The following is a 23,783-nucleotide window of genomic DNA, read 5'->3' on the forward strand; positions in this document are numbered from 1 at the left end:
CGCGCGGGATCAGTCGTCCCGCGCGGCCATCTCGCTGAGGGTCAGCGGCTTCAGCGGGGGACGGATGCGGAAATAGCCGGTGTCGTCTGGGCTGCGGCCGCTGCTCTGCGCGATGAGCCCGGTGACGGCGAGCCCGCAGGTGCGGCCCTGGCAGGGGCCCATGCCGGTGCGCAGGAAGGCCTTGACCTGGTTCGGACCCGGCGCGCCCGCGGTGGCGGCGGCGCGGATCTGGCCGGCGGTGATTTCCTCGCAGCGGCAGACCAGCGTGTCGTCGGACGGGGAGAGCGCCTGCGCGCAGGGCCGGTAGAGCGCCTCGAGCAGGGGGCGCACGGCGGCGTCCCTGGCCAGCGCCTGCACAAGCGGCGCGGTGACGCTGTCGGGCCTGCCCGCGATGCGCGCTGCCGCCAGCCGCCCGGCCAGCGCCGCCGAAACCGCACCGCGGATGCCCGCGCCGTCGCCCGCCACGAAGAGCCCCGGCACCGAGCTTTCGCCATAGGTGTCGCAGACCGGCGCGAAGGCGTGCTGGTCGGCGTTCCAGCGGTGCTCGCAGCGCATCAGCCGGGTGACCTGCTGGTTCGGCACGACGCCGTGATGCAGCCCCGCGGTGGTGGTCTCGATCCGGTGCCCGCGGCCGCCGCTGGTGAAGCGCACCGCCTCGAGCGTGGCGTCGCCCTCGAGCGCGATGGCCTGCGCGTCGCGGTAGATCGGCACGCCCGCGCGCCTGAGCTTCAGCAGCAGCCCCGCGCCCTTGGCGAGGTAGCCGAACCCGCGCAGGGCGCGCGGCAGGTGCTTGCCCGCCGCGAGGTAGTTCGCGGTGGGCACCGTCTCGACGATGGCGCGGGGCGGCCTGCCCGCCGCCACGAGCTGCGCCGCGAGCAGAAGCTGAAGCGGCCCGCAGCCCACCAGCACCACGTCCTCGGGCACGACGCCCGAGGTCTTGAGCAGGATCTGCAGCGCGCCGGTGGTGGTGACGCCGGGCAGGGTCCAGCCGGGCAGCGGCATCGGGTGCTCGAGCGCGCCGGTGGCGACGATCAGCTTCGCCGCCTCGACCTGCGACGAGGCGCCGTTTTGCGAGTAGGAAAGAAGAAACCCGCCGTCCTCCTGCTCGATGTGCCAGACCGAGGCACCGCAGAGATGCTCGGCCCCGGAGGCGGCAAAGCGCGCGGCCAGTGCCTGACCGGCGGCATAGTCGGGCCCGAGGATCGCCAGCCGCGCCTCGCTGGCGCGGGTCACGTCGCGGTAGATCTGGCCGCCGGGGCGCAGCGCCTCGTCGAGCACGGTGACGGAGAGCCCGGCGGCGCGGGCCTCGACGGCGGCGGCCATGCCCGCGGGCCCGGCGCCGATGATGCAGAGATCGCGGCGGCTCATGCGGGCCCCCTCTGGCGGGTGACCACCATGCCGTCGCGCACCTCGGTCATGCAGGCCTGCCGGTTGGGCGTGCCGTCGATGGTGACGAGGCATTCGAAGCACGCCCCCATCATGCAATAGGCGGCGCGGTCGCTGCCGCTGACGGGCGTGGTGCGGAATGCGCCGACATTGCCGGCCAGCAGGGCCGCAGCCAGCGTCTCGCCCGCCTCGGCCTGGAGAGGCTGGCCTTCGAAGCTGAACTGGACCGGCTGCCGCAGCGGTTCGGTACGGGTATACATGGGGCGGTGCGTGACTTTCAGAGCGTGGTTCGGGGCAGTTTCCTTGCAACGGGGGGCATAAATCAAATAACAATACCCGCGACCTTTATGCGGGAATGTTATACCGATGCTGTCGCAACGCGCGCTGGAAGCCTTTCACACGGTTCTCGAGACCGGCAGCGTCTCGGGCGCCGCCGAGATCATGAACGTGTCGCAGCCCGCGGTGAGCCGGCTGATCCGCGATCTCGAGGAGCGCACGGGCCTGCGGCTCTTCATCCGCTTCGGCGGCAAGATCGTCCCCACCCCCGAGGCGCGCGAGCTCGCGGTCGAGGTCGAGCGCGCCTTCGTCGGTCTCTCGGCCATCGAGAAGACGGCGCATGACATCCGTCTCGGGCGGCGCAGCACGGTGTCGATCGCGGCGATGCCGGCGCTGGCGCACACGGTGCTGCCCGATGCGCTGGCGGACCTGCTGGCGGCGCGGCCGAACTTCCGGCTCTCGCTGGAATCGATGCAGACCCACAACGTCATCCGCCGGGTGGCGGCGCGGCAGAGCCAGCTCGGCTTCAACTCGCCCACCCGGCACGAACACGACGTCGACCTGATCCGCACCATCGATCTGCCCTATGTCTGCATCCTGCCGCCCGGCGACCCGCTGGCCGAGCGCGAGAGCATCGGCTTCGGGGACTTTCCCCGCCGGACGGTGGTGGGCTTCTCGGACAACACCGCGACCGGGGGCATGCTGAACCGCGAGTTCGCCAAGATGGGCGAGAGCCCCGAGATCGCGGTGCGCTCGCATCTCTCGACCATCGTCTCGGCGCTGGTGCTGCGCGGGCTGGGGATCTCGCTGGTGGATCCGTTCACCGCGCGCGAGCATGTGGCGCGGGGCGGGCTGGCGCGGCCCTTCGACGGGCCGCAGCGCTTCCGGCTGGCGATCATCCGGCCGCGCGGCATGTCTCTGGGGCCGGATCTCGAAGCCTTCCTCGAGGCCTTCGACCAGCGCGTCGCGAGCTACACCGAGGCATGGCCGTCCTGACCGGCCCCCCCTTCAGTCTGGCTTCAGTTTGGCCGACTATGGGGCGGGTACCGCTGCCGGAGAGCTCATGCGCATTCTGCTGATCGAAGACGACGCCATCGTGGGCGATGCGCTGGTCAAGAGCCTTGGCCGCGACCGCGCCGATGTGGTCTGGAGCCGCGACGGGCTCGAGGCCGAGGCGATGCTGCGCGGTGGCGGCTTCGATCTGGTGGTGCTCGACCTGGGGCTGCCGGGGCAGGACGGGCTCACGCTCCTGCGCGGGCTGCGGGGGCGGGGCGACGTGACGCCGGTGCTGGTGCTGACCGCGCGCGACGGTGTCGAGGACCGGATCCGCGGGCTCGATCACGGCGCCGACGACTACCTGCTGAAACCCTTCGACACCGGCGAGCTGCTGGCGCGCTGCCGGGCGCTGCTGCGCCGGGCGCAGGGGCGGGGCGACGACCGCATCGAGCTGGGCCAGCTCACGGTGGATCTTCAGGCCCACACGGTGACCCTTGCCGGGCGCGTCCTGACCCTGCCGCAGAAGGAGTTCCGCCTGCTGGTCTACCTCGCCGAGCGCCGCGGCCGCGTCGTGCCCAAGCCCCAGCTCGAGCAGATGCTCTATGGCTGGGACGAAGGCGCCGAGAGCAACACCGTCGAGGTCTACGTCTCGGCGCTGCGCCGCAAGATCGGCGCCGCCAGCATCCGCACCCTGCGCGGCGTGGGCTACATGATCCCGTGACCCCGCCGCCCGCCGCCCCCTCCGGAACCGCCGCCCGGCTGAGCCTGCGCCGGAGGCTCTTCCGCGAGCTGCTGCCGCCGCTCTTCCTGCTGTGGCTGGTGGGCAGCGGCTTCATCCTCATGCGCAGCTGGGACGAGATCGGCGATTCCTACATCGACCAGCTCGAGCATCTCGCCTTCACCCTCGCGCAGGTGCTGGACGAGACCGCGATGACCGCCGAGGAGGCGGTCGAGAGCGTCCGGGCCCGGCGCGACCGCAACTTCTTCGTCATCGTCCTGCGCGAGGGCCAGCCGGTCCTGCGCAGCGCGCTCGCCCCCGAGGGCATGGTGGCGATGCCCGGGGACGGCTTCGAAACGCGGCGCTACTACCTTGCCAGCGCCGAGGCGCGCGACGGCACGGTGCAGGTGATCACCGGGCTCAAGAAGGAAGAGGTGCGCCAGCTCACCACTGCCGTGGTCGGTGGTGCGGCGCTGCCCATGGCGCTGGTGATGATCGGCATGTGGGCGGTCATGTACGTGGGGGTTGGCCGGGCGCTGGCGCCGGTCGAACGGCTGCGGGCGCAGCTTGCGGCGCGCAGTCCCGGGGCGCTCGATCCGGTGGGCACCGAGGGCGTCCCCGAGGACCTGCAGCCGCTGGTGCGGGCGCTCGACGACCTGCTGTCGCGGCTGCGCGACGCCATCGCCAGCGAGCGCGATTTCGTCGCCGACGCCAGCCACGAGCTGCGCACGCCGCTGGCGGCGATCCGGGCGCAGGTCGAGACCATCGACCGCGCCGCGCTCGATGCGCCGAGCCGCGAGGCGCTGGACCAGGTGCTGCGCGGCGTCGACCGTTCGACCCGGCTGGCCCAGCAGCTGCTGCGCCTTGCCCGCGCTGACCGGCTCGACCGCCCCGATGCGCCCGAGACCTGCCTGCACGAGGCGCTGGCCTCGGTGGTCTCCGAGCTGTTCCCGGCGGCGGTGCGGCAGGACACCGAGCTCGAGCTTGCGGCCGATCCGGTGATGCTGCGCATCCGGCCCGAGGATCTTGGCATGCTGGTCGGCAACCTCGTCGAGAACGCGCTGCACCACGGCGGCCCCGGCGGGCAGGTGCGGGTGAGCTGCGGCAGCGAAGGCGGCGTCGCGTGGCTGCGGGTCGAGGACGCGGGCCCCGGCATCCCCGAGGCCGAGCGTGCGCGCCTCTTCGCGCGGTTCCGGCGCGGCGACGGTGCGCGGGCGCATGGCGCGGGGCTGGGGCTGTCGATCGTCGATTCGGTCGCGGGCCGGATGGGCGCCACGGTCACGCTGGGCCGCTCCGCCGATCTCGGCGGACTTTCGGCCGAGCTGCGCTTTCCGCCGGAGGCCACCGTGTGAGCCTTGATTTGAGGCGGGCGTGCGACCTCGCAGTCTGCCGTGCGAAGCTGAGGGGAAGCTGAAGTGCTTTCCGCAGGCCTCCACACGATAAGTTCGATTGTTCCCGCGCTGCGGACGCGCGAGTCTTGCACCGATCCCACCCTGTTGCCCGAGGACCCCCGCGGCCCTGAAGGAGACCCTTCGACATGCGTTCCCTGCGTATCCTGTTCGGCGTGGTGCTGCTCGTCGCCGCCAGCTTTTGCGGCTTCGTGCTGACCGGCGACATGCTCGCCGCGACCGACCCCGCCGCCGGCAACCGCCAGCGCGGCGAGACGGCGCTCGTGGTGCAGACCCGGCCGGCCGAGCTGCTGTGCTTCGCCGAAACCGTCGAGGCGGTGGGCAGTACGCTGGCGCGCCACGCGGTGACGCTGCACCCGTCGGCCTCGGGGCGCGTCGACGAGGTGCTGTTCTCGGCCGGGCAGCGGGTGCAGGAGGGCGATCTTCTGGTGCGGCTCGACGACGCCGGGGCGCGTGCGGCGCTGGCCTCGGCCGAGGCGACGGTGGCCGAGGCCGAGACCGCCTTCGCCCGGCTCGAGCGGCTGCAGACCACCGGCAGCGTCACCGAGGCCAACCTCGAGGCCGCCCGCGCGACGCTGCTGCGTGCCAATGCCGAGCGCGACTTGGCCGAGACGGTGCTGCGCGACCGCAGCCTCGTGGCGCCCTTCGACGGCGTCGTGGGTCTTTCGGATCTCGCGAGGGGGCAGCTGGTGGACAGCAGCACCGAGGTCACCACGCTGGACGATCTGTCGGTGATCCAGGTCGCCTTCGCGGTGCCCGAGCGCCACTATGCCCGCCTGCAGCGGGGGCAGGCGGTGGCGCTGACCTCGCCTGCCTTCCCCGACCGCAGCTTCACCGGCACCATCAGCGCCATGGCCACCCGGGTCGATCAGACCACGCGCTCCGTCGGGCTGCGCGCCGAGGTGCCGAACGAGGACGGGCTGCTGGCCGCGGGCATGTTCATGCAGGCAACGCTGACGCTCGACGAGCACGAGGCGCCGGCGGTGCCTGAGCGCGCGCTCAGCGTCTCGGGCGGGACCAGCTACGTGCATGTGGTGCGGGATGGCGTCGCGCGGCGCATCGCTGTTACCACCGGGCGGCTGCGGGACGGCATGATCGAGGTCGAGGGGCTCGAGCCGGGGGCGGCGGTGATCGTCACCAACCTCCAGCGCCTCTCGGACGGCGACCCGGTCGAGATCGAGCCGCTGCGGCAGGTCGAGGCGGGGCAATGAGCCTTCCGGACCTGTCCGTCCGGCGGCCGGTGCTGGCCACGGTTCTCAACCTGCTGATCGTGCTGATCGGGGCGATGGCACTCAGCCGCCTGCCGGTGCGCGAGCTGCCGCAGGTGGACACCGCCGAGGTGACGGTTCGGGTGAGCTACACCGGCGCCGCGCCCGACGTGATCGACAACCAGGTCGCCTCGGTGATCGAGGGCGCGCTGGCGGGGCTGTCGGGCCTGCAGAGCATGGAGACCGAGAGCGAGCGCGGCCGCTCGCGCACGGTGCTGATCTTCGAGCCCTCGCGCGACATCGACAGCGCCACCAACGACGTGCGCACCGCCATCGACCGGGTGGTCGGGGACCTGCCCGACGGCGCCGACGTTCCCAGGGTCGAGAAGAACGATGACGAGGGCGACCCGGTGGTGCGGCTGGCGCTGTCCTCGCCCGGCATGACGCCGCTCGAGCTGTCGGATTACGCCGACCGCTTCCTCACCGACCGGCTGGCGCGGCTGCCCGGCGTCGCCAATGCGCAGATCTTCGGCGAGCGCGCCCGGGCGATGCGGATCTGGCTCGATGCGGGCCTGATGGCGGCGCATGGCGTCACCTCCGGCGACATCACCGCAGCGCTGCAGGCCAACAACGTCGAGCTGCCCGCGGGCGAGATCGAGACCGGCGCGCGCCAGCTTCAGCTCCTTGCCCGGACCCGCTTCACCAGCGCCGACGAATTCGCCCGGCTGGCCATCCGCGACGACGGCGAACGGCCGCTGCGGCTTGGCGATGTGGCGCGCATCGAGGAGGGGGCCGAGAGGTCCGACAGCATGTTCCGCTCGGACGGGGCCACCGGCCTCGGCATGGGCATCCAGGCGCAGGCGCAGGCCAACACGGTCGCCATCTCCGACGCGGTGCGGGCCGAGATCGAGGCGATCCGCCCGACCCTGCCGGAGGGCATGTCGCTGCGCGTGACCACCGACGAGGCGGCCTTCATCCGCACCACGCTCGACGAGGTGGCGCAGGTGTTCTTCGAGGCGGTGCTGCTGGTCACCGCGGTGATCTTCCTGTTCTTGGGCTCGGCGCGCCTGTCGCTGGTGCCGGTGGTGACCATCCCGGTCTCGATCCTCGGCGCCGCACTTGCCATGCTGCTCTTGGGCTTCTCGCTCAACGTGCTGTCGCTGTTTGCGATGATCCTCGCCATCGGGCTGGTGGTCGATGACGCCATCGTGGTGCTCGAGAACATCCAGCGCCACCGCGCCATGGGGCTCAGCCGGGCCGAGGCGGCGCGGCAGGGGGCCAACCAGGTGAATTTCGCGGTGATCGCCACCACCGCGGTGCTGATCGCGGTGTTCCTGCCGGTGAGCTTCATGGAAGGCGAGATAGGCAAGCTCTTCGGCGAGTTCGGCATCGTGCTGGCGGTGGCGGTCTCGGTCTCGGGGCTGGTGGCGCTCACCATGGCGCCGGTGCTGGCGTCGCGGCTGCTGCCGCGCGAGGGCAAGACCAACTTGCTGACCCGCGCCGTGGACGCGGTGCTGTCGCGCATCGAGCGCGGCTATCGCAGCGCGCTCACCGCGGTGCTGAAGGTGCCCGAGATCGTGCTCGGCGCGGCGGGCTTCGCCGTGGCGGCGAGCGCGGCGCTCTACCTCGCGCTGCCGCAGGAGGTCACCCCGCAGGAGGACCGCGGCCGTTTCGTCGTCATCGTCAGCGCGCCGCAGGGCACCAACCTCGCCTACACCAACGACGCGGTGGGCCGCATCGAGGCGGCGCTCGAGCCGATGCGCGACGAGGGGCTGGTCGAGAATGTCACCGCCATCGTCGGCGCCTTCGGCGAGCTCAACCGCGCGCTGATGTTCGTGGGGCTGGCGCCGTGGGATGCGCGCGACGTCAGCGTGCAGCAGGTCATCGCCCGGCTGCGCGGCGAGCTGTCGGACCTGACCGAGGTGCAGGTCTTCATGCGGCCCTCGGGCGGGCTCGGGATCTCGTCGGGGACCGGTGCGCTTCAGTTCCTGCTCGGCGGGCCCGAGATCGGCCAGGCCTCGGAATGGGCCGAGGCTCTGGCCGCCCGGCTCGAGGACGACCCGGACCTGTCGGGGGTCGAGGTCGACTACGACGTCAACCAGCCCGGCGCCACGCTCACCGTCGACCGGCTGCGGGCGCAGGACCTCGGGCTCGACGCCGAGACCGTGTCCTCGACGCTTCAGGTGCTGGTCGCCTCGCGAACGGTGGGGGAATTCAGCGACGGCGGGCGGCAGTACCCGGTGATCCTGCAGGCGGCGCCCGAGGACCGCGACAACCCGGCGGATCTCATGTCGATCCTGCTGCGCAACAGCCGCGGCGACCTGATCCCGCTCTCGGCCTTCGCCAGCATCGAGGACGTGGCGACGGTGCCCGCGATCACCCGCTACAACCGCATCCACAGCGTCGGCGTCGAGGCCGACCTCGCCCCCGGCGCCGATCTCGCGCAGGTCATGGACCGGGTCGAGACCGCGGCGCGGGCGCTGCCCGCCGGGGCCTCGCTGGCATGGGACGGGCAGGCGGCGGATTTCGCCCGCGCCTCGGGCGGCATGGCGATGGTCTTCGGCATGGCGCTTGCCATCGTCTTCCTCGTGCTTGCCGCGCAGTTCGAGAGCTTCCGCACGCCGCTCGTCATCATGCTGACGGTGCCGCTGGGGCTGGGTGGGGCAGCGCTGACGCTCTGGCTCACCGGGCAGTCGGTCAACGTCTTCAGCCAGGTCGGGCTGGTGCTGCTCGTGGGGCTCATGGCCAAGAACGGCATCCTGATGGTCGAGTTCTCGAACCAGCTGCGCGAAGAGGGCCACGCCCTGCGCGAGGCCGCCATCGAGGGCGCCGTCACCCGGCTCCGGCCCGTGACCATGACCACCATCGCCACCATTCTCGGGGCGGTGCCGCTGGCGCTGGCCACCGGGGCGGGGGCCGAGAGCCGCGTCGCCATCGGCATGGTGATCACCGGCGGGCTGGCCTTTGCCTTCGTGCTCACCCTGTTCGTCACCCCCGTGATCTACCTTCTGATCGAAGGCGTCCTGCCAAGGCGCCGCGAGACGGAGGAAAAGGCCGCCGTCACCCCGGCGGAATGACCCCGGCCGGGCCCCCGGGCCCGCGCCGGATCACCAGAGAGGAGGAGGAAGACCATGACACTCGATACCCCGAAGGCCCGCATGACCGCGCGGGATTTCTCGCCCGAGCTGCTCGAGCTCTACGACTTCTACGCCCACGGCATGATCACCAAGCGCGAGTTCCTCGAGCGGGCGGGCCGGTTCACCGCCGGCGGGCTCACCACCATGGCGGTGCTGTCGATGATGTCGCCGGATTACGCGCTGGCCGAGCAGGTGAGCTTCAACGATCCCGACATCAAGGCCAACTGGATCACCTATCCCTCGCCCAACGGCCACGGCGAGATGCGCGCCTACATGGTGCGCCCGGCGGGGGTCGAGAGCGCGCCCGGCGTGGTCGTGGTGCACGAGAACCGCGGGCTCAACCCCTACATCGCCGACGTGGCGCGGCGGCTGGCCAAGGCGGGGTTCATCGCCATGGCGCCCGACGGGCTGACCCCGGTGGGCGGCTATCCCGGCAATGACGAGGAGGGCCGGGCGCTGCAGCAGCAGGTCGATCCCGAGAAGCTGATGAACGACTTCTTCGCCGCCATCGAGTTCCTGATGGCCCACGAGGAGGTGACCGGCAAGGTCGGCATCACCGGCTTCTGCTACGGCGGCGGCGTGTCGAACGCGGCGGCGGTGGCCTATCCCGAGCTCGGCGCCGCGGTGCCCTTCTACGGCCGCCAGCCCGATGCCGCCGACGTGCCCCGGATCGAGGCGCCGATCCTGCTGCACTACGGCGAGCTCGACGAGCGGGTGAACGCCGGCTGGCCCGCCTACAAGGCGGCGCTCGACGCCAACGGCAAGACCTACGAGGCCTATATCTACGAGGGCGCCAACCACGGCTTCCACAACGATTCCACCCCGCGTTACGACGCCGAGGCGGCCGAGCTCGCCTGGTCACGGACGGTGGAGTGGTTCCGCCGCTACCTCGTCTGAGGGTCTGACGTCCGGCTGCCACGAAAGGACCCGGCGATGACCCTTGCCCCCGCCGTCCCGGCGCCCGCCAGCTACTCGACCACCCAGAAGCTGCTGCACCGGGCGGTGGTGGCGCTGGTGGCGGCGCAATACCTGCTGCTCGACCGGATGGGCCGTGCCTTCCACGCGCCGAGGCGGGACGAGCCGGGCGCCTACGCCACGGTCACGGTGCTGCACATGATCTGCGGCTCGCTGGTGCTGGGCGATGCTTTGGCGCAGCAGGTCCTGTGGCGGAACGAGGTGCTCCGGCGCATGATCTGATCCTGCGCCCCGCGCAATCGCGGGGATCAGGACACCGAGACGAAATAATCGTGCTGGTCGGTGAGGCTCTGGCTGCTGCGCAGCTCGACCACCCGGTCCAGCACGTCGATGGCCCGGCGCCGCACCTCGAGCACCGGCGTCCCCGCGGGGACGCCGAGGGCCTTGGCGCTGGCCTCTGACACCGCGTGGGCGCTCAGCCGTTCGTCGGCGCGCACGATGATCACCGAATAAGCCTGCTGGTAGAAGACGTAGAGCGTGTTGGGCAGCGGCACCCGGTCGGCGAGCCCTGGGAACAGCGCCGCCGACACCACCGAGACCTCGTGCGTCACCGGCCGCTGCGCGAGGCTGCGCACGCGCTCGATCTCGATCACCGACTCGGGCCGCCCGAAGAGCTCGGCGCGTTCCTCGGGGGTGGCGGCGCGGCGGCGCACGGTTTCCCACTCGAGCCGCGGGCTTTCCAGCGTGCCGTCGGGGTTGCGCAGGCGGAAGAAATTGAACAGCGAGGTCTCGGGCGTGCGCACCGTCACGAAGGTGCCGCGCCCCTGCACCCGTTGCACCAGACCGCGCGCCTCGAGCTCCATCAGCGCCTTGCGCGCCGTGCCCTGGCTGACGCCGAGCTCGGCGCCGAGCTGGGTTTCGCTGGGGAGCATCGCACCTGAGGGCAGGCTGCCCGAGGCGATGCGGTCGACGATGGTGTTCATCACGACCTGGTAGAGCGGTGGCGCCATTCATGATCCTCCGTGTGGTCATCCGGTGTTAGCATCCCTGCGCCACCGGCAACAAGTTTTATATAATTAGTCTTGTATAAGTATTGATGTAGATGTTACGCCTTCCGCCAGGAGAGATTCTGGGCAGAGGAGGGCCTGACGTGGGCAAACCACATCTTCTTGTGCACGACCGCGAGGACAACGTGGGGGTCGTGGTGGTCGAGGGGCTGACGGCGGGGACGGAGATGCTCTGCGTGGTCACCGAGGACAATTCCGACTTTTCGCTGGTGGCCAACGCCGACATCCCGATCGGCCACAAGGTCGCGCTCCGGGATCTGACCGAGGGGGAGACGGTCATCAAGTACGGCGAGGACATCGGCAAGATGGTCGGCGCCGCCGAGAAGGGCGGTCACGTCCACATCCACAATTGCAAGACGAAACGGTGGTGACCGGAATGGCATTCGATATCAGCAACATCACCGTGAATGCGTGGCGCCGCGAGAACGGCCGCGTGGGCGTGCGCAACCACGTGCTCATCCTGCCGGTGGACGACATCTCGAACGCCGCCTGCGAGGCGGTGGCCAACAACGTCAAGGGCACGCTGGCGATCCCGCATGCCTATGGCCGCCTGCAGTTCGGCGAGGATCTCGACCTGCATTTCCGCACCATGATCGGCACCGGCGCCAATCCCAACGTGGCCGCCGTGGTGGTCATCGGCATCGAACCCGAGTGGACGCAGGTGATCGTCGACGGCATCGCCGAGACCGGCAAGCCGGTGACCGGCTTCTCGATCGAGCAGAAGGGCGATTTCGAGACCATCCGGCAGGCGAGCTGGAAGGCCAAGGAATACGTCCACTGGGCCACCGAGCTGCAGAAGGAGCCGTGCCCGATCTCGGACCTGTGGATCTCGACCAAGTGCGGCGAGAGCGACACCACCACCGGCCTGTCGTCCTGCCCGACCGTGGGCAACATGTACGACAAGCTGCTGCCAGAGGGCATCTACGGCTGCTTCGGCGAAACTTCCGAGATCACCGGGGCCGAGCACATCTGCGTCAAGCGCGCGGCCACCCCCGAGGCGGGCGAGGCCTTCATGAAGATCTTCCAGGCCTACCAGGACGAGGTGATCGAGCCCTACAAGACCTCTGACCTTTCCGACAGCCAGCCCACCAAGGGCAACATCCTCGGCGGCCTGACCACCATCGAGGAGAAGGCGCTCGGCAATCTCGAGAAGATCGGCAAGAGCTCGTCCTACATCGACGCGATGGGCCCTGCGGTGGCACCGAAGAAGGGGCCGGGGCTCTATTTCATGGACACGTCCTCGGCGGCGGCGGAATGCGTCGTGCTGATGGCGGCGGCGGGTTACGTGATCCACACCTTCCCGACCGGGCAGGGCAACGTGGTCGGCAACCCCATCGTTCCGGTGATCAAGATCTCGGGCAACCCGCGCACCCTGCGCACCATGTCCGAGCACATCGACGTGGACGTCACCGGCGTGCTGACCCGCGAAATGACCATCGAGGATGCCGGCGACGCGCTCATCGACATGATCGTGCGCACCGCCAACGGCCGCAACACCGCCGCCGAGGCGCTGGGGCACCGCGAGTTCTCGCTCACCAAGCTCTACCGGTCGGCCTGACCGGATGCGGGTGGTCGTCTCGGAATTCATCGACGAGGCCGCGCTGGCGAAATTCGGGCCGGAGATCGCGGTGACCTACGATCCGGGCCTCGTCGACGACCGGGAGGCGCTGCTCGCGGCGCTTCCCGGGGCGCAGGCGCTTATCGTGCGCAACCGCACGCAGGTCGACGCGGCGGTGCTGGAGGCGGCGCCGGGGCTGCGGGTGATCGGCCGGCTGGGCGTCGGTCTCGACAACATCGACCTCGGGGCCTGCGCCGCACGCGGCGTCGTGGTCCATCCCGCCACCGGGGCGAACACGCTTTCGGTGGCGGAATACGTGATCTCGGTCACGCTGTCGCTGCTGCGCGGGGTGCATGGCGCCAACGCGGCGATGATCGCGGGCAGCTGGCCGCGCAACGCGCTGATCGGGGCCGAGGTCTCGGGCCGGGTCATGGGGCTGGTGGGCTACGGCGGCATCGCCCGGGCCGTGGCCGAGCGGGCGCGGGCCATGGGGATGCAGATCGCCGCCTTCGATCCCTACCTGCCCGACACCGACCCGGCGTGGCAGGACGTGCGGCGCTGCGATCTCGGGACGCTGCTCGCCAGCGCGGACGTGATCTCGCTGCACGTGCCGCTGACGCCCGAGACCCGCGGGCTGGTGGGACCCGAGGCCATCGCCTCGATGAAGCCCGGCGCCGTGGTCATCAACACCGCGCGCGGCGGCATCGTCGACGAGGCGGCGCTCGCCGAGGGCCTGCGCAGCGGGCGGCTTGGCGGGGCGGCGCTCGACGTGTTCGAGACCGAGCCGCTGACGGCAGAGGCGGCAGAAAGGTTCGCCGGGCTGGAGAACCTCGTGCTCACTCCGCACGTTGCCGGGGTCACGCAGGAGGCCAACGTGCGCGTCAGTGCCATCACCGTCGAGAACGTGCTGCGGGAGCTTGCCCATGCCGACGCCTGATCGCGTCATGCGCCGCGACGAGGCCGAGGCGCTGATCCGGCGGGTGCTCGAGGCCAACCGGGTTTCGGCGCGCAACGCCGCAAGCGTGGCGCGGGCGCTGGTCGCGGCCGAGATCGACGGCCAGCGCGGCCACGGCTTCTCGCGCGTGGCGGCCTATGCGGCGCAGGCGCGCTCGGGCAAGGTCAGCGGCGCGGCCTGTCCGGTGGCCGAACCGGGCGGCACGGCGCGGGTCGACATCGACGCCCGCGACGGCTTTGCCTTTCCCGCCATCGACCTCGCCATCGAGGAGCTTGCGGCGCGCGCCCCCGAGACCGGCGTCGCCGTCGCCGCGATCCGGCGCTCGCATCACTGCGGCCAGCTCGGCGCCCATGTCGAACGGCTGGCCGGGCGCGGTTTCGCGGCGTTGATGGTCGCCAATTCGCCCCGGGCCATGGCGCCCTGGGGCGGCAGCGCGGCGCTGTTCGGCACCAATCCCATCGCCTTCGCGGCCCCGCGTCCGGGCAAGCCGCCGCTGGTCATCGACCTGTCGCTGTCGCGGGTCGCGCGCGGCAAGGTCATGGCCGCCGCCAAGGCCGGCACGCCGATCCCCGAGGGCTGGGCGCTCGATGCCGAGGGCCGGCCCACCACCGACCCGGCGGCGGCGCTGCAGGGCACCATGGTGCCCGCGGGCGATGCCAAGGGCGCGGCGCTGGCGCTGGTGGTCGAGATCCTCGCCGCCACCCTCACCGGCGCGCGGCATTCGGACGAGGCGGCGTCGTTCTTCGACGCCGAAGGGCCGCCGCCCGGGGTCGGGCAGCTCATCCTCGCCTTCGACACGTCGCGGGTTCCGGGCGCGGGCTTCGGTCCGCGGCTCGAGACCCTGCTCGACGCCATTCTCGCACAAGAGGGCACAAGACTGCCCGGCGAGTCTCGCCTGCAGGCCCGGCGCGCCCTGGAGGAGGGCGCGGGTCTGCGGGTTCCGGGGCATCTTCTGGAGGAGATCGAAGCCCTGGCGGGCGCCTGAGCCCGCCGCAACAGACCGTCTCATGACTCAGGGAGGAGATCATATGAGAAAGTCCATCATCCTGGCCGCGGCGCTCGCGGCATTCACCGGCACGGCACAGGCGCAGGAGTTTCCGCCCGGTCCGGTCGATTACGTCATCCCCTTCGGGCCGGGCGGCGAGTCGGACGTGACCGCGCGCATGCAGCAGCCCTACTTCAAGGCGCTCTACGACGAGGAACTCGTGGTCTCCTACAAGCCCGGCGGCGGCGGGGCCGTGGGCTGGTCGCAGCTCAACTCCATGGCCGCGGACGGCTCGGTCATCATGGGGGTGAACCTGCCCCACATCATCGTGCAGCCCGAGCAGGGCAACGTCGGCTTCACCACCGATGACATCGCCTCGGTCTACTGGTTCCACTACACGCCCGACGCCATCGTGGTGCGCGAGGACAGCCCGTTCCAGACCCTCGACGACCTGATCGCCGCCGCCAGGGAGACACCCAGGCAGGTGACCTTCGCGGGCTCGGGCAAAGGCTCGGCCAACCACCTCGTGCAGGTCAAGTTCGACCAGCTCGCGGGCGTTGAGACCACCTACGTGGCCTTCAAGGGCACCGGCGCCGCGGTGACCGCGATGCTCGGCGGGCAGGTCGCGGCGGAATGGGGCTATACCACCGTGGGCGTGGGGCAGGAGGGCAAGGCCCGGCTGCTGGCCGTGGCCACCGAAGAGCGCCACCCGGCCTTCCCCGACGTGCCGACCTTCCGCGAGCTCGGCTACGACATCGTCTCGGGCGCCTATCGCGGCATCGCCGTGCCCTCGGGCGCCTCGGAGGAGACCCGTCAGCAGGTCTCGGACGCCATCGCGGCGATCAACCGGGACGAGGAGTTCCGGCAGAAGATGATCGACGGCGGCTACGCGCTGGTCGACGTGCCCTACGGCCCCGAGATGGACGCCTTCATGGCCGAGCGGTCCGAGGAATACATCGCCGCCGCCAAATCCGCCGGCGTGCTGAACTGACAGACCTGAGCGACGGGTGCCGCGGAATGGCTGCGGCGCCCGTCCGTGATGCCGCGCGGCCGGGTCCCTCGGGCACCGGGACCGTGGCGGCCGGCTGACACAGGCGTTGCGTCGCACGGGATCCTTTCATGCTCGATTACCTGATCGCGGCGATGTCGCCGCTCAACATCCTTCTGGCCCTGCTGGGCGTCGCCGCGGGCACCATCATCGGCTCGATCCCCGGGCTGACCGCCACCATGGCGGTGGCGGTGCTGGTGCCGGTGACCTTCGCCATGTCGCCCGACAGCGCACTGATCCTGCTGGGCGCGATCTACACCGGGGCGATCTACGGCGGCGCCTACGCGGCCATCCTGCTCAACACGCCGGGCACGCCTTCGGCCATCGGCACCACCTTCGACGGCTACCCGATGGCCAAGAAGGGCGACGGGGATCTCGCGGTCTCGGTGGCCTGCCTGTCGTCGCTGGTGGGCGGGATGGTGGGCGCGCTGGCGCTGCTTCTGCTCGCCCCGCCGCTGGCCGAGGCGGCGCTGGCCTTCGGCCCGGTGGAGTACTTCTGGCTCGCGGTCTTCGGCCTGTCGCTGATCGCGGCGCTGTCGACGGGGGATTTCCTCAAGGGGCTGATCGGGGCGGGGTTGGGGATTCTCATCGCCATGATCGGGATTTCCGAGACCAGCGCCGAGGTGCGCTTCACCTTCGGCTCGAACACGCTGCTCGGCGGCATCGAGACGGTCTCGGCCCTCATCGGCCTTTACTGTGTGCCGGTTCTGATGGAGCTGGTGGCCCGCCCCGAGCGCCATCTCGAGCAGCCCGAACAGTCGCGCGGCTTCCGCCTGCCCGAGGCGGTGGCGATCATGCTGCGCGAAAAGGTCAACCTGCTGCGCAGCTCGGTCATCGGAACGCTGGTGGGCGCGCTGCCGGGTGCCGGCGGCTCCATCGCGGGGCTCGTGGCCTATTCCGAGGCGCGGCGCACCGGGCGCGGCGAGCCCGCCTACGGGCAGGGCAACCCGGGCGGCATCGTGGCGACGGAATCCGCCAACAACGCCACCGTGGGCGGCGGCTTCATCCCGACGCTGGTGCTGGGCATTCCCGGCACGCCGCCCGACGCGGTGATCCTCGGCGCGCTGCTGGTGCAGGGCGTGCGCACCGGGCCGACGCTGTTTTCCGAGGGCTCGAGCATCGTCTACACCTTCATCTTCGGGTTGTTCCTCGCGACCCTGCTGATGCTGCCGGTGGGGCTGCTGATCGGACGCTTCGCCTACCGCGCCATCGTGCAGGCGCCCAAGGCCGGGCTGGTGCCGGTGGTGGCCTTCATGACGGTGATCGGCAGCTTCGCGATCCGCAACAGCCTTGCCGACGTGGGCGTCATGGTGGTGCTGGGCATGATCGGCTGGCTTGCCACGCGCCGGGGCTTCTCGGTCTCGCCCATCGTGCTGGGCCTGATCCTCGGGCGCATCGCCGAGGAGGCCTTCGTGCAGAGCTGGACCATCGGCGACGCCATGGGCAACGTGGCGGGGCAGTTCTTCGGCCGGCCGCTGTCGATGGTCATCATCGCGCTGACCCTGCTGAGCTTCATCTACCCGTTCATGCCGCGGATCCGGCAGATCGTCACCCGGCAGACCCCGCTGGAAATCGCCGAGCGCGTCACCGCCTCGCCCGCCGCCATCGCCCGTGACCTCGTGGGCATCGGCGTCATGGCCGCGGTGGCGGCGACCGCGCTGGTGCAAAGCGCCTCGCTCAACCCCGAGGCGGCGGTCTTCCCGCGCACCATCGCCATCGCGATGCTGGTGTTCTGCGCGCTGGCGGCGCTCAACGCCGTGGTCACCCGCCACGTGGTCGAGGACCGCTCGGACGGCTCGACCCCGCGCCGCCTGGCCGTGCCGGTGGCGATGGCGGTGGGCGTGATGCTGGTGCCGGTCCTGGGCTTTGCCTGTGCGGGCATCGTCATGGGGCTGGCGCTGATGGTCTGTGCCGAGCATGAGCGCCGCAGCGCCGGAAGCTGGGCGCTGCTCGCGGGTGGCGTGGCGGCGATCATCCTCGCCTTCACGCTGGGCTTCCGCGAGATCCTGTCGGTGCCGCTGCCCGGCGGCCGGCTGTTCTGAACGGGCGGAGGGCATGGCGATGCGATCTCCGGGCCTGACCCTGCCGCGCCGTGCTGCGCTGGCGTCCACGGTGCGCAGCCACTGGCCGGGCGTGCTGGTCTGCGGCCTCGCGGCGCTGGCGGCGCAGTTCCTGTCGGACCATTACGGCGCGCCCGCGATGCTGATGGCGCTGCTCATCGGGCTGTCGCTGCATTTCCTCGTGGAAGAGGGCGAGCGCTGCGCCGCGGGCATCTCGGTCTCGGCCCGCACCGTGCTGCGCATCGGCGTGGGACTCCTGGGCGCGCGCATCAGCTTCGAGGTCTTCGCAGAGCTCGGCCCCGGCGTCATCGCGCTGGTGGTGGCGGCGCTGGCGGCGACCATGGCTTTCGGCTGGCTGGCGGCGCGGGTGCTGGGGCGGGGCTGGCGGCTGGCGATCCTCACCGCGGGCTCGGTGGCGATCTGCGGCGCCTCCGCCGCCATGGCGATCGCCGCGGTGCTGCCGAAGAACCCGCTGTCCGAGCGCAACCTCAGCTTCACCGTGTTCTCGGTCACGCTGCTCAGCACGCTGGCGATGATCCTCTACCCGATCCTCGCGCAGGCGCTGGGGCTGGGCGAGCTGGCCTCGGGCGTCTTCCTCGGCGGCACCATTCACGACGTGGCGCAGGTGGTGGGGGCGGGGTTCTCGGTCTCGGACACGGTCGGAGAGACCGCCACCACGGTCAAGCTGATCCGGGTCTCGATGCTGGCGCCCTTCGTGCTGATCCTGACGCTGGCCCTGCGCCGCGCCGGGGTCGAGGACCGCCACGGCAGCGCCCGCCCGCCCGCGGTGCCGGGCTTCGTGCTGTGCTTCCTCGTGCTGGCGATGGTCAACTCGCTGGGCTGGCTTCCCGAGGCGCTGCGCTCGCTGCTCTGGGCGGCGTCGAAATGGGCGATGCTCACCGCCATCGCCGCGGTCGGCATGAAGACCGAGCTGAAGCGCATTCTAGAGGTGCCGCGCCAGTCGGTGGTGCTGATCGTGCTCGAGACGGTGTTCATCGCCATGTTCGTGCTGGGCGGGACGCTGCTGCTGACCTGACCGCCCCGCGCGCGGTGGTTGGCGTTTGCGGCAAGGCTGTGAAAGGATGGCCGGACGTCCCCTTTTCCCACGCCCGGTTCCCCGATGCAGCAGGCCCGATCCGACCTGACCGACGCCGCCCGGCCCCAGGCCGCGCTCGGCGACGTGTTCCGCGCCGAGATCCTCGCCGCGCGGCTCGAGGGCGCGCTGCGCGCCGATGCCGAGCTGGCGGCGCTGTGGCGCGGTCAGGCGGCGGTGCAGGAGGCCTGCGCCTCGGCCTGGCTCGAGGACCTGCCGGTGACGCCCGAGGACCTGCTCTGCCGCAGCTTCCGCGACCGGGTGGGCGATGCCGACCGCGACCGGGCCTCGGTGACCGCGGCGGGTCTGTTGCGCGGGCTGCATTCGCCGGGACCGCTCGAGACCGACCCCGAAGAGGTGCTGACCCGGCTCTGGACGCTGGCGGCGGGCGACCGCGTGCCGCCCTTCCTGCCCGAGGATTTCGACGCGGTGCGTGCGGTGCTGGCCGGGGCCGAGAGCCCCATCCTCGGCGCGCTCTCGGTCGCGCGGCTGGTGGGCTACGCCACCGAGGGCCGGGCACCTGCGGTCGAGCGGCTGGCCTTCGTCGCCGCCGACCACGCGCTGCGCGGCTCGGGGCGGTTCATGCTGGGCGAGGCCGAACCTCATGCGCTGGTCGCCGCGCCGCGCGGGGTGTGGGTGCTGCAGCCGGCGCTGGGGCTGGTGGACAATGGCTTCCGGCTCTGGTCGGTGGCGGGCCCCGAACGCACGGCCGAGCTGCTGGCGGGGCTCAGCCGGACGCTGGAGCGCGGGCTCGGAGCGCTGCCGATGCTGCGGCGCTGGCTCGAACAGGCGGGGGCGGCGAGTGGCGGCGCCCATGGGGCCTCGCGCCTGCCGCAGTTCCTCGACCTGCTCAAGACCCGGCCCATCGTCACCGGGCCCGGCGCGGCGCAGGCATTGCAGATCACCCCGCGCGGGGCGCAGAAGCTCATCGACCAGGCCGCCGAGCTGGGCCTCGTCGCCAAGATCACCCCGCGCGCGAGGTGGCGGGCCTGGGCGGTGACGCCCTTCGCGCGGATGCTGGGCCGGGGGCCGGTGCAGGCCCCCTAGCACCGGCCTCTTACGGAGACAGCACCTTCACGGTGAAACCCCAGACGTCCTCGGGTCCGTTGCCGTCGTCGTAGAAATTGTACTCGTAGCTCAGGCCAAGCTGGACCGGCGTTGAGCCGAAGGTCACCAGCTTGCTGAGCTGCAGGCCGACGGGGATCGAGACGAACTCGTCCTGTTCCCAGTCGTAGGTGAAGGACATGTCCGAGCTGCCGATAGACCAGCCGTCGTTCAGTGTGACCGAGAAGATCGGCTGCAGCACCGAGACATTGACCGGGTCGCGGTCGCCGTCGCCACCCATGTCGATGATGTTCTGGTTGAACAGGCCCCAGATGCCCCAGTTGGCCTGCGCAATGAAGCCCGCCGCCGGGCCGAGGCCCCAGCGGTCGGTGGTCAGGTCGTCGTCGCCCACCGGCAGCAACGCCACGGCGCCGAGCCCGAAGCGGCCCCAGCTGCGGTCGAAGGTGGTGAGGTTGAAGACCGTGGCGTCGGACCAGCCCTCGGTGTCGCCGGGGCTCGAGGTCACGTAGGGGAGGGTCAGGCGGAAGATGTTGTTGGTGCCGCCCAGCGTGTAGGGAATGGCCAGCCGGAACTGAAGCCGGTTGCCGTCGGCGTCGTCGAGCCCGTGATAGCGCGACGTGTAGAAATCCTGAAACACGTAGGCGGTGAGCGAGGCGGTCGGATCGCTTGCCGCCTGGTTGAGGTCCTGGCCGCCGTCCTGTGCCGTGGCCGCGGTGCCGAGCACTCCGGCAAGCACCACGGTTGAGATAAGACTACGCATGCGAGATGTCCTTTGTCCGTGCGGGGCGGGGCCTCGGGCGGCGGGGCGGTCGTCCTGCCGGTGAAGCCTTGTCCCGGGATGCCCTTCGCGCGGAATCCGCGCCAGCGTCATTCTATCATAGCGTGTGCCTCGCGTATCGCGCTTTTCACACGCCTTGCGGAGGTATGGGGCCACCGTCTCCCCGCGATCACGGTTGCCCCGGAGGGGCCTGTGCCTTTGCACGGGATGCAACCGCCGCGCCGATGGCCCGCCCGCTGGGGCGGTCACCTTCCTCTCGGCCGAGAACCTCTCGGACAAGTGGGACCCCTGCAACCACATGCTGCTGTCCTGCGGGGGCCCGGAGATATCGCCCGCCCACGTGGTGGATGCGGGCACGCTCGACGAGACGTTCGTCGGCACGGGCCCCTTCACGTGGCTGTCCTGCGAGGGCGAAGAGGCCGGCGTGAAGCTCGAGGCCAACACCGGATAATGGGACGGCACGCTGCACCTTGCCGGGTACGTCTTCCGCTTCGTCGGGGACAGCCAGACCCGCCGTGCCACGCTGCGGGCCGGGCAGGCGCAGATCATCGACCGGGTCGAGCCGGACAGGATCCCGATGATCGAGCCCGACCCGAACCTCGGCGTGGGGCGGGTGAAAAGGGTCGAGAGCAAGTGGCTGACCTTCCGCGTCGCCAAAGAGCCGATGAACACCCTCAAGCTGCGTCAGGCCATCGCCCACGCGATCGACGTGGCGTCGATCATCGAGAACATCATGATGGGCTCGGGCGAGGCCAACAACGCGTTCCTGACCGCCTCGCACATGTTCGCGGGCGCCTCCGACAGCTTCCCGACCTATGCTCCGGAAAGGCCATGGCGCTGCTTGCCGGGGCCGGCTACCCGAAGGGCGAGGGGCTGCGCGAGCTGACCTGCCACGTCACGGTGGGGTTCCGCCCGAGGACCAACGAATACGGTCAGTTCATCGTCCAGACCCTTGCCGACATCGGCATCAAGGTGACCCTGCAGGCCCTTGAGGCCGCCAAGTACAACCAGATGCTCTTCGGCCCCAGGGCGGGCGATCTCTTCGAGCACGGCTGGTTCATCGCCACCACCGACCCCGAGGTGCTGCTCTCGTCGCTGCTCCGCGCCACCCCTATTCCGAGGGGCTGATCCGCCCGGTGCCCTCCGAGAGCGTGGGCCAGCCGTCGAACTTCCTGATGCGGGTGCCGGGGCAGTTTTCCGGCGGCCAGCGCCAGCGCGTCGCCATCGCGCGGACGCTGGTGCCCGAGCCGGAGCTGCTGCTGCTCGACGAGCCGGTCACGGCGCTCGACGTGTCCATCCGGGCGCAGGTGCTCAACCTGCTGGCAGATCTGCGTCGGGATCGCGGGCTCGGCTACCTTGCGGTGTCGCATGACCTTTCGGTCCTGCGCTTCCTGTCGCACGATGTCGGCGTGATGCACGGGGGCCGCATCGTCGAGCGCGGCAGCGTCGAGCGGGTCACCACCGCGCCGGAACACGACGACACGCGCCGCCTGCCCGAGGCGGCGCCGACCATCGCCCGCTCGCTGGATCGCTGGCGGCAAATACGGAGAGCCAGAATGTGTGACACCATGATCGCGATGGGCACGATCACCGGGACCGGGCGAACCAGCCTCGCCAAGACCTCGGACCGAGAGCCGAACGAGGCGCAGTATCTCACCCCCACCCCCGCTGCCGTGCGCACCCTTACGGCGACGGCGGGCGCGTTGCAGGCCGACCGCCTGCCGCCGCGCGGAGACGATCCGCGCGGGCCGTACCTGAAGGAGGTCGCCGCCCCGGCGCCCGCAACCGCAGTGAAGGAACCCGCCTGACATGGATGCGACGACAGCGACACATCTCACCGAGTACGACGACCTGCACGTGGGGATCTTCGATCTCGACGGATTGTTCCGGCACAAGCTCGTGGACGCGAAGAAGGCGGCGAAGCTGATCGACAAGGGCTACAGCTTCTGCGACGTCATCCACGCCTGGGACAGCGCCGAGATGCAGTGGGAGGACGACCGCACCTACATCGACCGTCCCGCCAGGGTCTATCCCGAGACCATCCGCCACTGGCCCTTCGGCCCGCGCGCCGGGGTGGCCATCGCCGATTTCACCGGAGAGTACGGCGAGAATTCGCCCCGCAACCAGCTTGCGCGCCAGCTCGACAGGGCCGGGGCCATGGGCCTCGAGGTGACCGCGGCCTTCGAGTACGAGTTCTTCCTGCTCGACGAGACCGCCGACAGCCTGCGCGCCAAGGACTACCGGGACCTGCAGCATTTCGCCAAGGCCAACCGCACCTATTCGCTGCAATCCGCCGCCTCATACGGCGATCTCTTCGACGGGCTGCGCGCCTGCATGAAGACGCTGGGCATCGGGCTCGACAGCCTCCATACCGAGCTCGGGCCGGGCTGTTTCGAGGCCCCGCTGGCCGCCGTGCAGGGGATCCGCGCCGCCGATGACGCGGCGCTCTTCCGCAACTTCGCGCGGGCCTATTTCGCGCGCGCCGGGCTGACGACGGTGTTCATGTCGAAGCTCGATCCGGGGCTCTCGGGCCAGTCGGGGCATTTCCACGTCTCGCTGCAGCGCGCCGGTGCGCCGGTGTTCCATGATCCCGACGCCCCCGACGGGCTGTCTCAGGACGCGCGGCATTTTATCGGCGGGCTGCTGCGCCTGACGCCCGAGATGCTGGTGCTGACGGCGCACACGGTCAACGCCTACAAGCGGCTGGTGCCGGGGGCCTGGGCCCCGACCTGGGCGAGCTGGGGCGTGCAGAACCGGACCGCTGCGGTGCGCATCATCAACGACAGCCCCGAGGCGACGCGGGTCGAGTTCCGCGTGCCCTCGGCGGATTCCAACCCGCACGCGGTGATGGCCATGTGCCTCGCCGCCGGGCTCTGGGGCATCGAGAACCAGGTCGACCCCGGGCGGCCGCTCGACGGCAGCGCCTACGAGGTCACACCCGCGCCCGAGACCCGCTTCCCCCGCGATCTCGTGGAGGCGGCGGACCGGCTCGAGGCCAGCGACACTGCCCGGACGCTGTTTGGCGATGCCTTCGTCGATCATTTCGTCCGCTCCCGCCGCCACGAGGTCAAGGACTACCTCCGCCAGGTCACCGACTGGGAGATCCGGCGCTATCTCGAGCTGTTCTGA

General features: G+C 70.8%; 24 protein-coding genes. 20 read left to right on the top strand and 4 right to left on the bottom strand.

The features are described from left to right. Positions 1-9: 9 nt before the first annotated feature. Both BLQ77_RS13300 and BLQ77_RS13305 read right to left on the bottom strand, forming a co-directional pair. Positions 10-1,368: an FAD/NAD(P)-dependent oxidoreductase gene (locus BLQ77_RS13300; protein ID WP_089959898.1), complete on the bottom strand. Its 1,359-nt coding sequence runs from the start codon at positions 1,366-1,368 to the stop codon at positions 10-12. After that, complete coding sequence (locus BLQ77_RS13305) at positions 1,365-1,646, bottom strand: (2Fe-2S)-binding protein (RefSeq protein ID WP_089959900.1); 282 nt, start codon at positions 1,644-1,646, stop codon at positions 1,365-1,367. The genes BLQ77_RS13300 and BLQ77_RS13305 overlap by 4 nt, the downstream gene beginning before the upstream one ends. Before the next feature lie 106 nt (positions 1,647-1,752). Between BLQ77_RS13305 and BLQ77_RS13310 the strand changes: the two genes are divergently transcribed. From BLQ77_RS13310 to BLQ77_RS13340, 7 genes are all read left to right on the top strand, one after another. Continuing rightward, complete coding sequence (locus tag BLQ77_RS13310; protein WP_008887779.1) at positions 1,753-2,658, top strand: LysR family transcriptional regulator; 906 nt, start codon at positions 1,753-1,755, stop codon at positions 2,656-2,658. A gap of 67 nt (positions 2,659-2,725) precedes the next feature. Next, positions 2,726-3,379 (top strand): response regulator, encoded by a 654-nt coding sequence (locus BLQ77_RS13315; RefSeq protein ID WP_089959903.1) that lies wholly within the window; start codon positions 2,726-2,728, stop codon positions 3,377-3,379. Then, positions 3,376-4,728, top strand: coding sequence for an ATP-binding protein (locus tag BLQ77_RS13320; RefSeq protein ID WP_089959905.1), 1,353 nt, complete (start codon positions 3,376-3,378; stop codon positions 4,726-4,728). Before BLQ77_RS13315 ends, BLQ77_RS13320 begins: the two co-directional genes overlap by 4 nt. Positions 4,729-4,913: 185 nt before the next feature. Further along, on the top strand, positions 4,914-5,996 hold the full coding sequence (locus tag BLQ77_RS13325; protein ID WP_089959907.1) for an efflux RND transporter periplasmic adaptor subunit: 1,083 nt from the start codon (positions 4,914-4,916) through the stop codon (positions 5,994-5,996). Beyond that, positions 5,993-9,070 (top strand): efflux RND transporter permease subunit, encoded by a 3,078-nt coding sequence (locus tag BLQ77_RS13330; protein ID WP_089959909.1) that lies wholly within the window; start codon positions 5,993-5,995, stop codon positions 9,068-9,070. Before BLQ77_RS13325 ends, BLQ77_RS13330 begins: the two co-directional genes overlap by 4 nt. A gap of 54 nt (positions 9,071-9,124) precedes the next feature. Continuing rightward, positions 9,125-10,027: a YghX family hydrolase gene (gene yghX, locus BLQ77_RS13335; protein WP_089959912.1), complete on the top strand. Its 903-nt coding sequence runs from the start codon at positions 9,125-9,127 to the stop codon at positions 10,025-10,027. Positions 10,028-10,063: 36 nt separating this feature from the next. Then, complete coding sequence (locus tag BLQ77_RS13340; RefSeq protein WP_089959913.1) at positions 10,064-10,327, top strand: hypothetical protein; 264 nt, start codon at positions 10,064-10,066, stop codon at positions 10,325-10,327. A gap of 26 nt (positions 10,328-10,353) precedes the next feature. Here BLQ77_RS13340 and BLQ77_RS13345 read toward each other — a convergent pair whose 3' ends face one another. Next, positions 10,354-11,055, bottom strand: a complete 702-nt coding sequence (locus BLQ77_RS13345) for a GntR family transcriptional regulator (RefSeq protein ID WP_089959916.1) — start codon at positions 11,053-11,055, stop codon at positions 10,354-10,356. 140 nt (positions 11,056-11,195) lie between these two features. Here BLQ77_RS13345 and BLQ77_RS13350 point away from each other — a divergent pair, with 140 nt between their 5' ends. From BLQ77_RS13350 to BLQ77_RS13385, 8 genes are all read left to right on the top strand, one after another. Beyond that, a complete protein-coding gene (locus tag BLQ77_RS13350; RefSeq protein WP_008887813.1) occupies positions 11,196-11,483 on the top strand; it encodes a UxaA family hydrolase in 288 nt (95 codons plus the stop codon). A 5-nt stretch (positions 11,484-11,488) separates the two neighbouring features. Continuing rightward, a complete protein-coding gene (locus tag BLQ77_RS13355; protein ID WP_040384934.1) occupies positions 11,489-12,670 on the top strand; it encodes a UxaA family hydrolase in 1,182 nt (393 codons plus the stop codon). 4 nt (positions 12,671-12,674) lie between these two features. Beyond that, positions 12,675-13,607 carry a hydroxyacid dehydrogenase gene (locus tag BLQ77_RS13360; RefSeq protein WP_089959918.1) on the top strand — a complete coding sequence of 311 codons (933 nt, stop codon included), beginning with the start codon at positions 12,675-12,677 and terminating at the stop codon, positions 13,605-13,607. Continuing rightward, positions 13,594-14,610 (top strand): Ldh family oxidoreductase, encoded by a 1,017-nt coding sequence (locus BLQ77_RS13365; protein ID WP_242661721.1) that lies wholly within the window; start codon positions 13,594-13,596, stop codon positions 14,608-14,610. Before BLQ77_RS13360 ends, BLQ77_RS13365 begins: the two co-directional genes overlap by 14 nt. A gap of 43 nt (positions 14,611-14,653) precedes the next feature. After that, positions 14,654-15,601, top strand: a complete 948-nt coding sequence (locus BLQ77_RS13370) for a tripartite tricarboxylate transporter substrate binding protein (RefSeq protein ID WP_008887755.1) — start codon at positions 14,654-14,656, stop codon at positions 15,599-15,601. Between the two features lie 128 nt (positions 15,602-15,729). After that, positions 15,730-17,700, top strand: a complete 1,971-nt coding sequence (locus tag BLQ77_RS13375; RefSeq protein ID WP_089959921.1) for a tripartite tricarboxylate transporter permease — start codon at positions 15,730-15,732, stop codon at positions 17,698-17,700. Positions 17,701-17,713: 13 nt separating this feature from the next. Continuing rightward, positions 17,714-18,754, top strand: coding sequence for a YeiH family protein (locus tag BLQ77_RS13380; RefSeq protein ID WP_089959925.1), 1,041 nt, complete (start codon positions 17,714-17,716; stop codon positions 18,752-18,754). Between the two features lie 84 nt (positions 18,755-18,838). Further along, a complete protein-coding gene (locus BLQ77_RS13385; RefSeq protein WP_089959927.1) occupies positions 18,839-19,858 on the top strand; it encodes a helix-turn-helix domain-containing protein in 1,020 nt (339 codons plus the stop codon). A gap of 10 nt (positions 19,859-19,868) precedes the next feature. On the opposite strand, the gene BLQ77_RS13390 is transcribed toward BLQ77_RS13385, so the two are convergent. Further along, complete coding sequence (locus BLQ77_RS13390) at positions 19,869-20,636, bottom strand: hypothetical protein (RefSeq protein WP_089959929.1); 768 nt, start codon at positions 20,634-20,636, stop codon at positions 19,869-19,871. Between the two features lie 193 nt (positions 20,637-20,829). Between BLQ77_RS13390 and BLQ77_RS28440 the strand changes: the two genes are divergently transcribed. From BLQ77_RS28440 to BLQ77_RS13410, 5 genes are read left to right on the top strand one after another with little or no spacing between them, the layout of a single operon-like run. After that, positions 20,830-21,105, top strand: a complete 276-nt coding sequence (locus tag BLQ77_RS28440) for a hypothetical protein (protein ID WP_131822016.1) — start codon at positions 20,830-20,832, stop codon at positions 21,103-21,105. Positions 21,106-21,117: 12 nt separating this feature from the next. Further along, positions 21,118-21,540 (top strand): ABC transporter substrate-binding protein, encoded by a 423-nt coding sequence (locus BLQ77_RS29655; RefSeq protein WP_089959932.1) that lies wholly within the window; start codon positions 21,118-21,120, stop codon positions 21,538-21,540. Beyond that, positions 21,486-21,782, top strand: coding sequence for an ABC transporter substrate-binding protein (locus BLQ77_RS29660; RefSeq protein WP_089959935.1), 297 nt, complete (start codon positions 21,486-21,488; stop codon positions 21,780-21,782). The genes BLQ77_RS29655 and BLQ77_RS29660 overlap by 55 nt, the downstream gene beginning before the upstream one ends. Positions 21,783-21,790: 8 nt before the next feature. Next, positions 21,791-22,462 carry an ATP-binding cassette domain-containing protein gene (locus BLQ77_RS13405; protein WP_242661722.1) on the top strand — a complete coding sequence of 224 codons (672 nt, stop codon included), beginning with the start codon at positions 21,791-21,793 and terminating at the stop codon, positions 22,460-22,462. Between the two features lies 1 nt (position 22,463). Continuing rightward, on the top strand, positions 22,464-23,783 hold the full coding sequence (locus tag BLQ77_RS13410; RefSeq protein WP_089959936.1) for a glutamine synthetase family protein: 1,320 nt from the start codon (positions 22,464-22,466) through the stop codon (positions 23,781-23,783).

The sequence above is a fragment of the Salipiger thiooxidans genome (assembly GCF_900102075.1).
In the GTDB taxonomy this organism is placed as follows: domain Bacteria; phylum Pseudomonadota; class Alphaproteobacteria; order Rhodobacterales; family Rhodobacteraceae; genus Salipiger; species Salipiger thiooxidans.

What these genes read in the sequence shown, in the direction of transcription:
- BLQ77_RS13300 (WP_089959898.1), bottom strand. Translation starts at nt 1,368, where the DNA reads ATGAGCCGCCGCGATCTCTGCATCATCGGCGCCGGGCCCGCGGGCATG.
- BLQ77_RS13305 (WP_089959900.1), bottom strand. Translation starts at nt 1,646, where the DNA reads ATGTATACCCGTACCGAACCGCTGCGGCAGCCGGTCCAGTTCAGCTTC.
- BLQ77_RS13310 (WP_008887779.1), top strand. Translation starts at nt 1,753, where the DNA reads ATGCTGTCGCAACGCGCGCTGGAAGCCTTTCACACGGTTCTCGAGACC.
- BLQ77_RS13315 (WP_089959903.1), top strand. Translation starts at nt 2,726, where the DNA reads ATGCGCATTCTGCTGATCGAAGACGACGCCATCGTGGGCGATGCGCTG.
- BLQ77_RS13325 (WP_089959907.1), top strand. Translation starts at nt 4,914, where the DNA reads ATGCGTTCCCTGCGTATCCTGTTCGGCGTGGTGCTGCTCGTCGCCGCC.
- BLQ77_RS13330 (WP_089959909.1), top strand. Translation starts at nt 5,993, where the DNA reads ATGAGCCTTCCGGACCTGTCCGTCCGGCGGCCGGTGCTGGCCACGGTT.
- yghX (WP_089959912.1), top strand. Translation starts at nt 9,125, where the DNA reads ATGACACTCGATACCCCGAAGGCCCGCATGACCGCGCGGGATTTCTCG.
- BLQ77_RS13340 (WP_089959913.1), top strand. Translation starts at nt 10,064, where the DNA reads ATGACCCTTGCCCCCGCCGTCCCGGCGCCCGCCAGCTACTCGACCACC.
- BLQ77_RS13345 (WP_089959916.1), bottom strand. Translation starts at nt 11,055, where the DNA reads ATGGCGCCACCGCTCTACCAGGTCGTGATGAACACCATCGTCGACCGC.
- BLQ77_RS13355 (WP_040384934.1), top strand. Translation starts at nt 11,489, where the DNA reads ATGGCATTCGATATCAGCAACATCACCGTGAATGCGTGGCGCCGCGAG.
- BLQ77_RS13360 (WP_089959918.1), top strand. Translation starts at nt 12,675, where the DNA reads ATGCGGGTGGTCGTCTCGGAATTCATCGACGAGGCCGCGCTGGCGAAA.
- BLQ77_RS13365 (WP_242661721.1), top strand. Translation starts at nt 13,594, where the DNA reads ATGCCGACGCCTGATCGCGTCATGCGCCGCGACGAGGCCGAGGCGCTG.
- BLQ77_RS13370 (WP_008887755.1), top strand. Translation starts at nt 14,654, where the DNA reads ATGAGAAAGTCCATCATCCTGGCCGCGGCGCTCGCGGCATTCACCGGC.
- BLQ77_RS13375 (WP_089959921.1), top strand. Translation starts at nt 15,730, where the DNA reads ATGCTCGATTACCTGATCGCGGCGATGTCGCCGCTCAACATCCTTCTG.
- BLQ77_RS13380 (WP_089959925.1), top strand. Translation starts at nt 17,714, where the DNA reads ATGGCGATGCGATCTCCGGGCCTGACCCTGCCGCGCCGTGCTGCGCTG.
- BLQ77_RS13385 (WP_089959927.1), top strand. Translation starts at nt 18,839, where the DNA reads ATGCAGCAGGCCCGATCCGACCTGACCGACGCCGCCCGGCCCCAGGCC.
- BLQ77_RS13390 (WP_089959929.1), bottom strand. Translation starts at nt 20,636, where the DNA reads ATGCGTAGTCTTATCTCAACCGTGGTGCTTGCCGGAGTGCTCGGCACC.
- BLQ77_RS29660 (WP_089959935.1), top strand. Translation starts at nt 21,486, where the DNA reads ATGGCGCTGCTTGCCGGGGCCGGCTACCCGAAGGGCGAGGGGCTGCGC.
- BLQ77_RS13410 (WP_089959936.1), top strand. Translation starts at nt 22,464, where the DNA reads ATGGATGCGACGACAGCGACACATCTCACCGAGTACGACGACCTGCAC.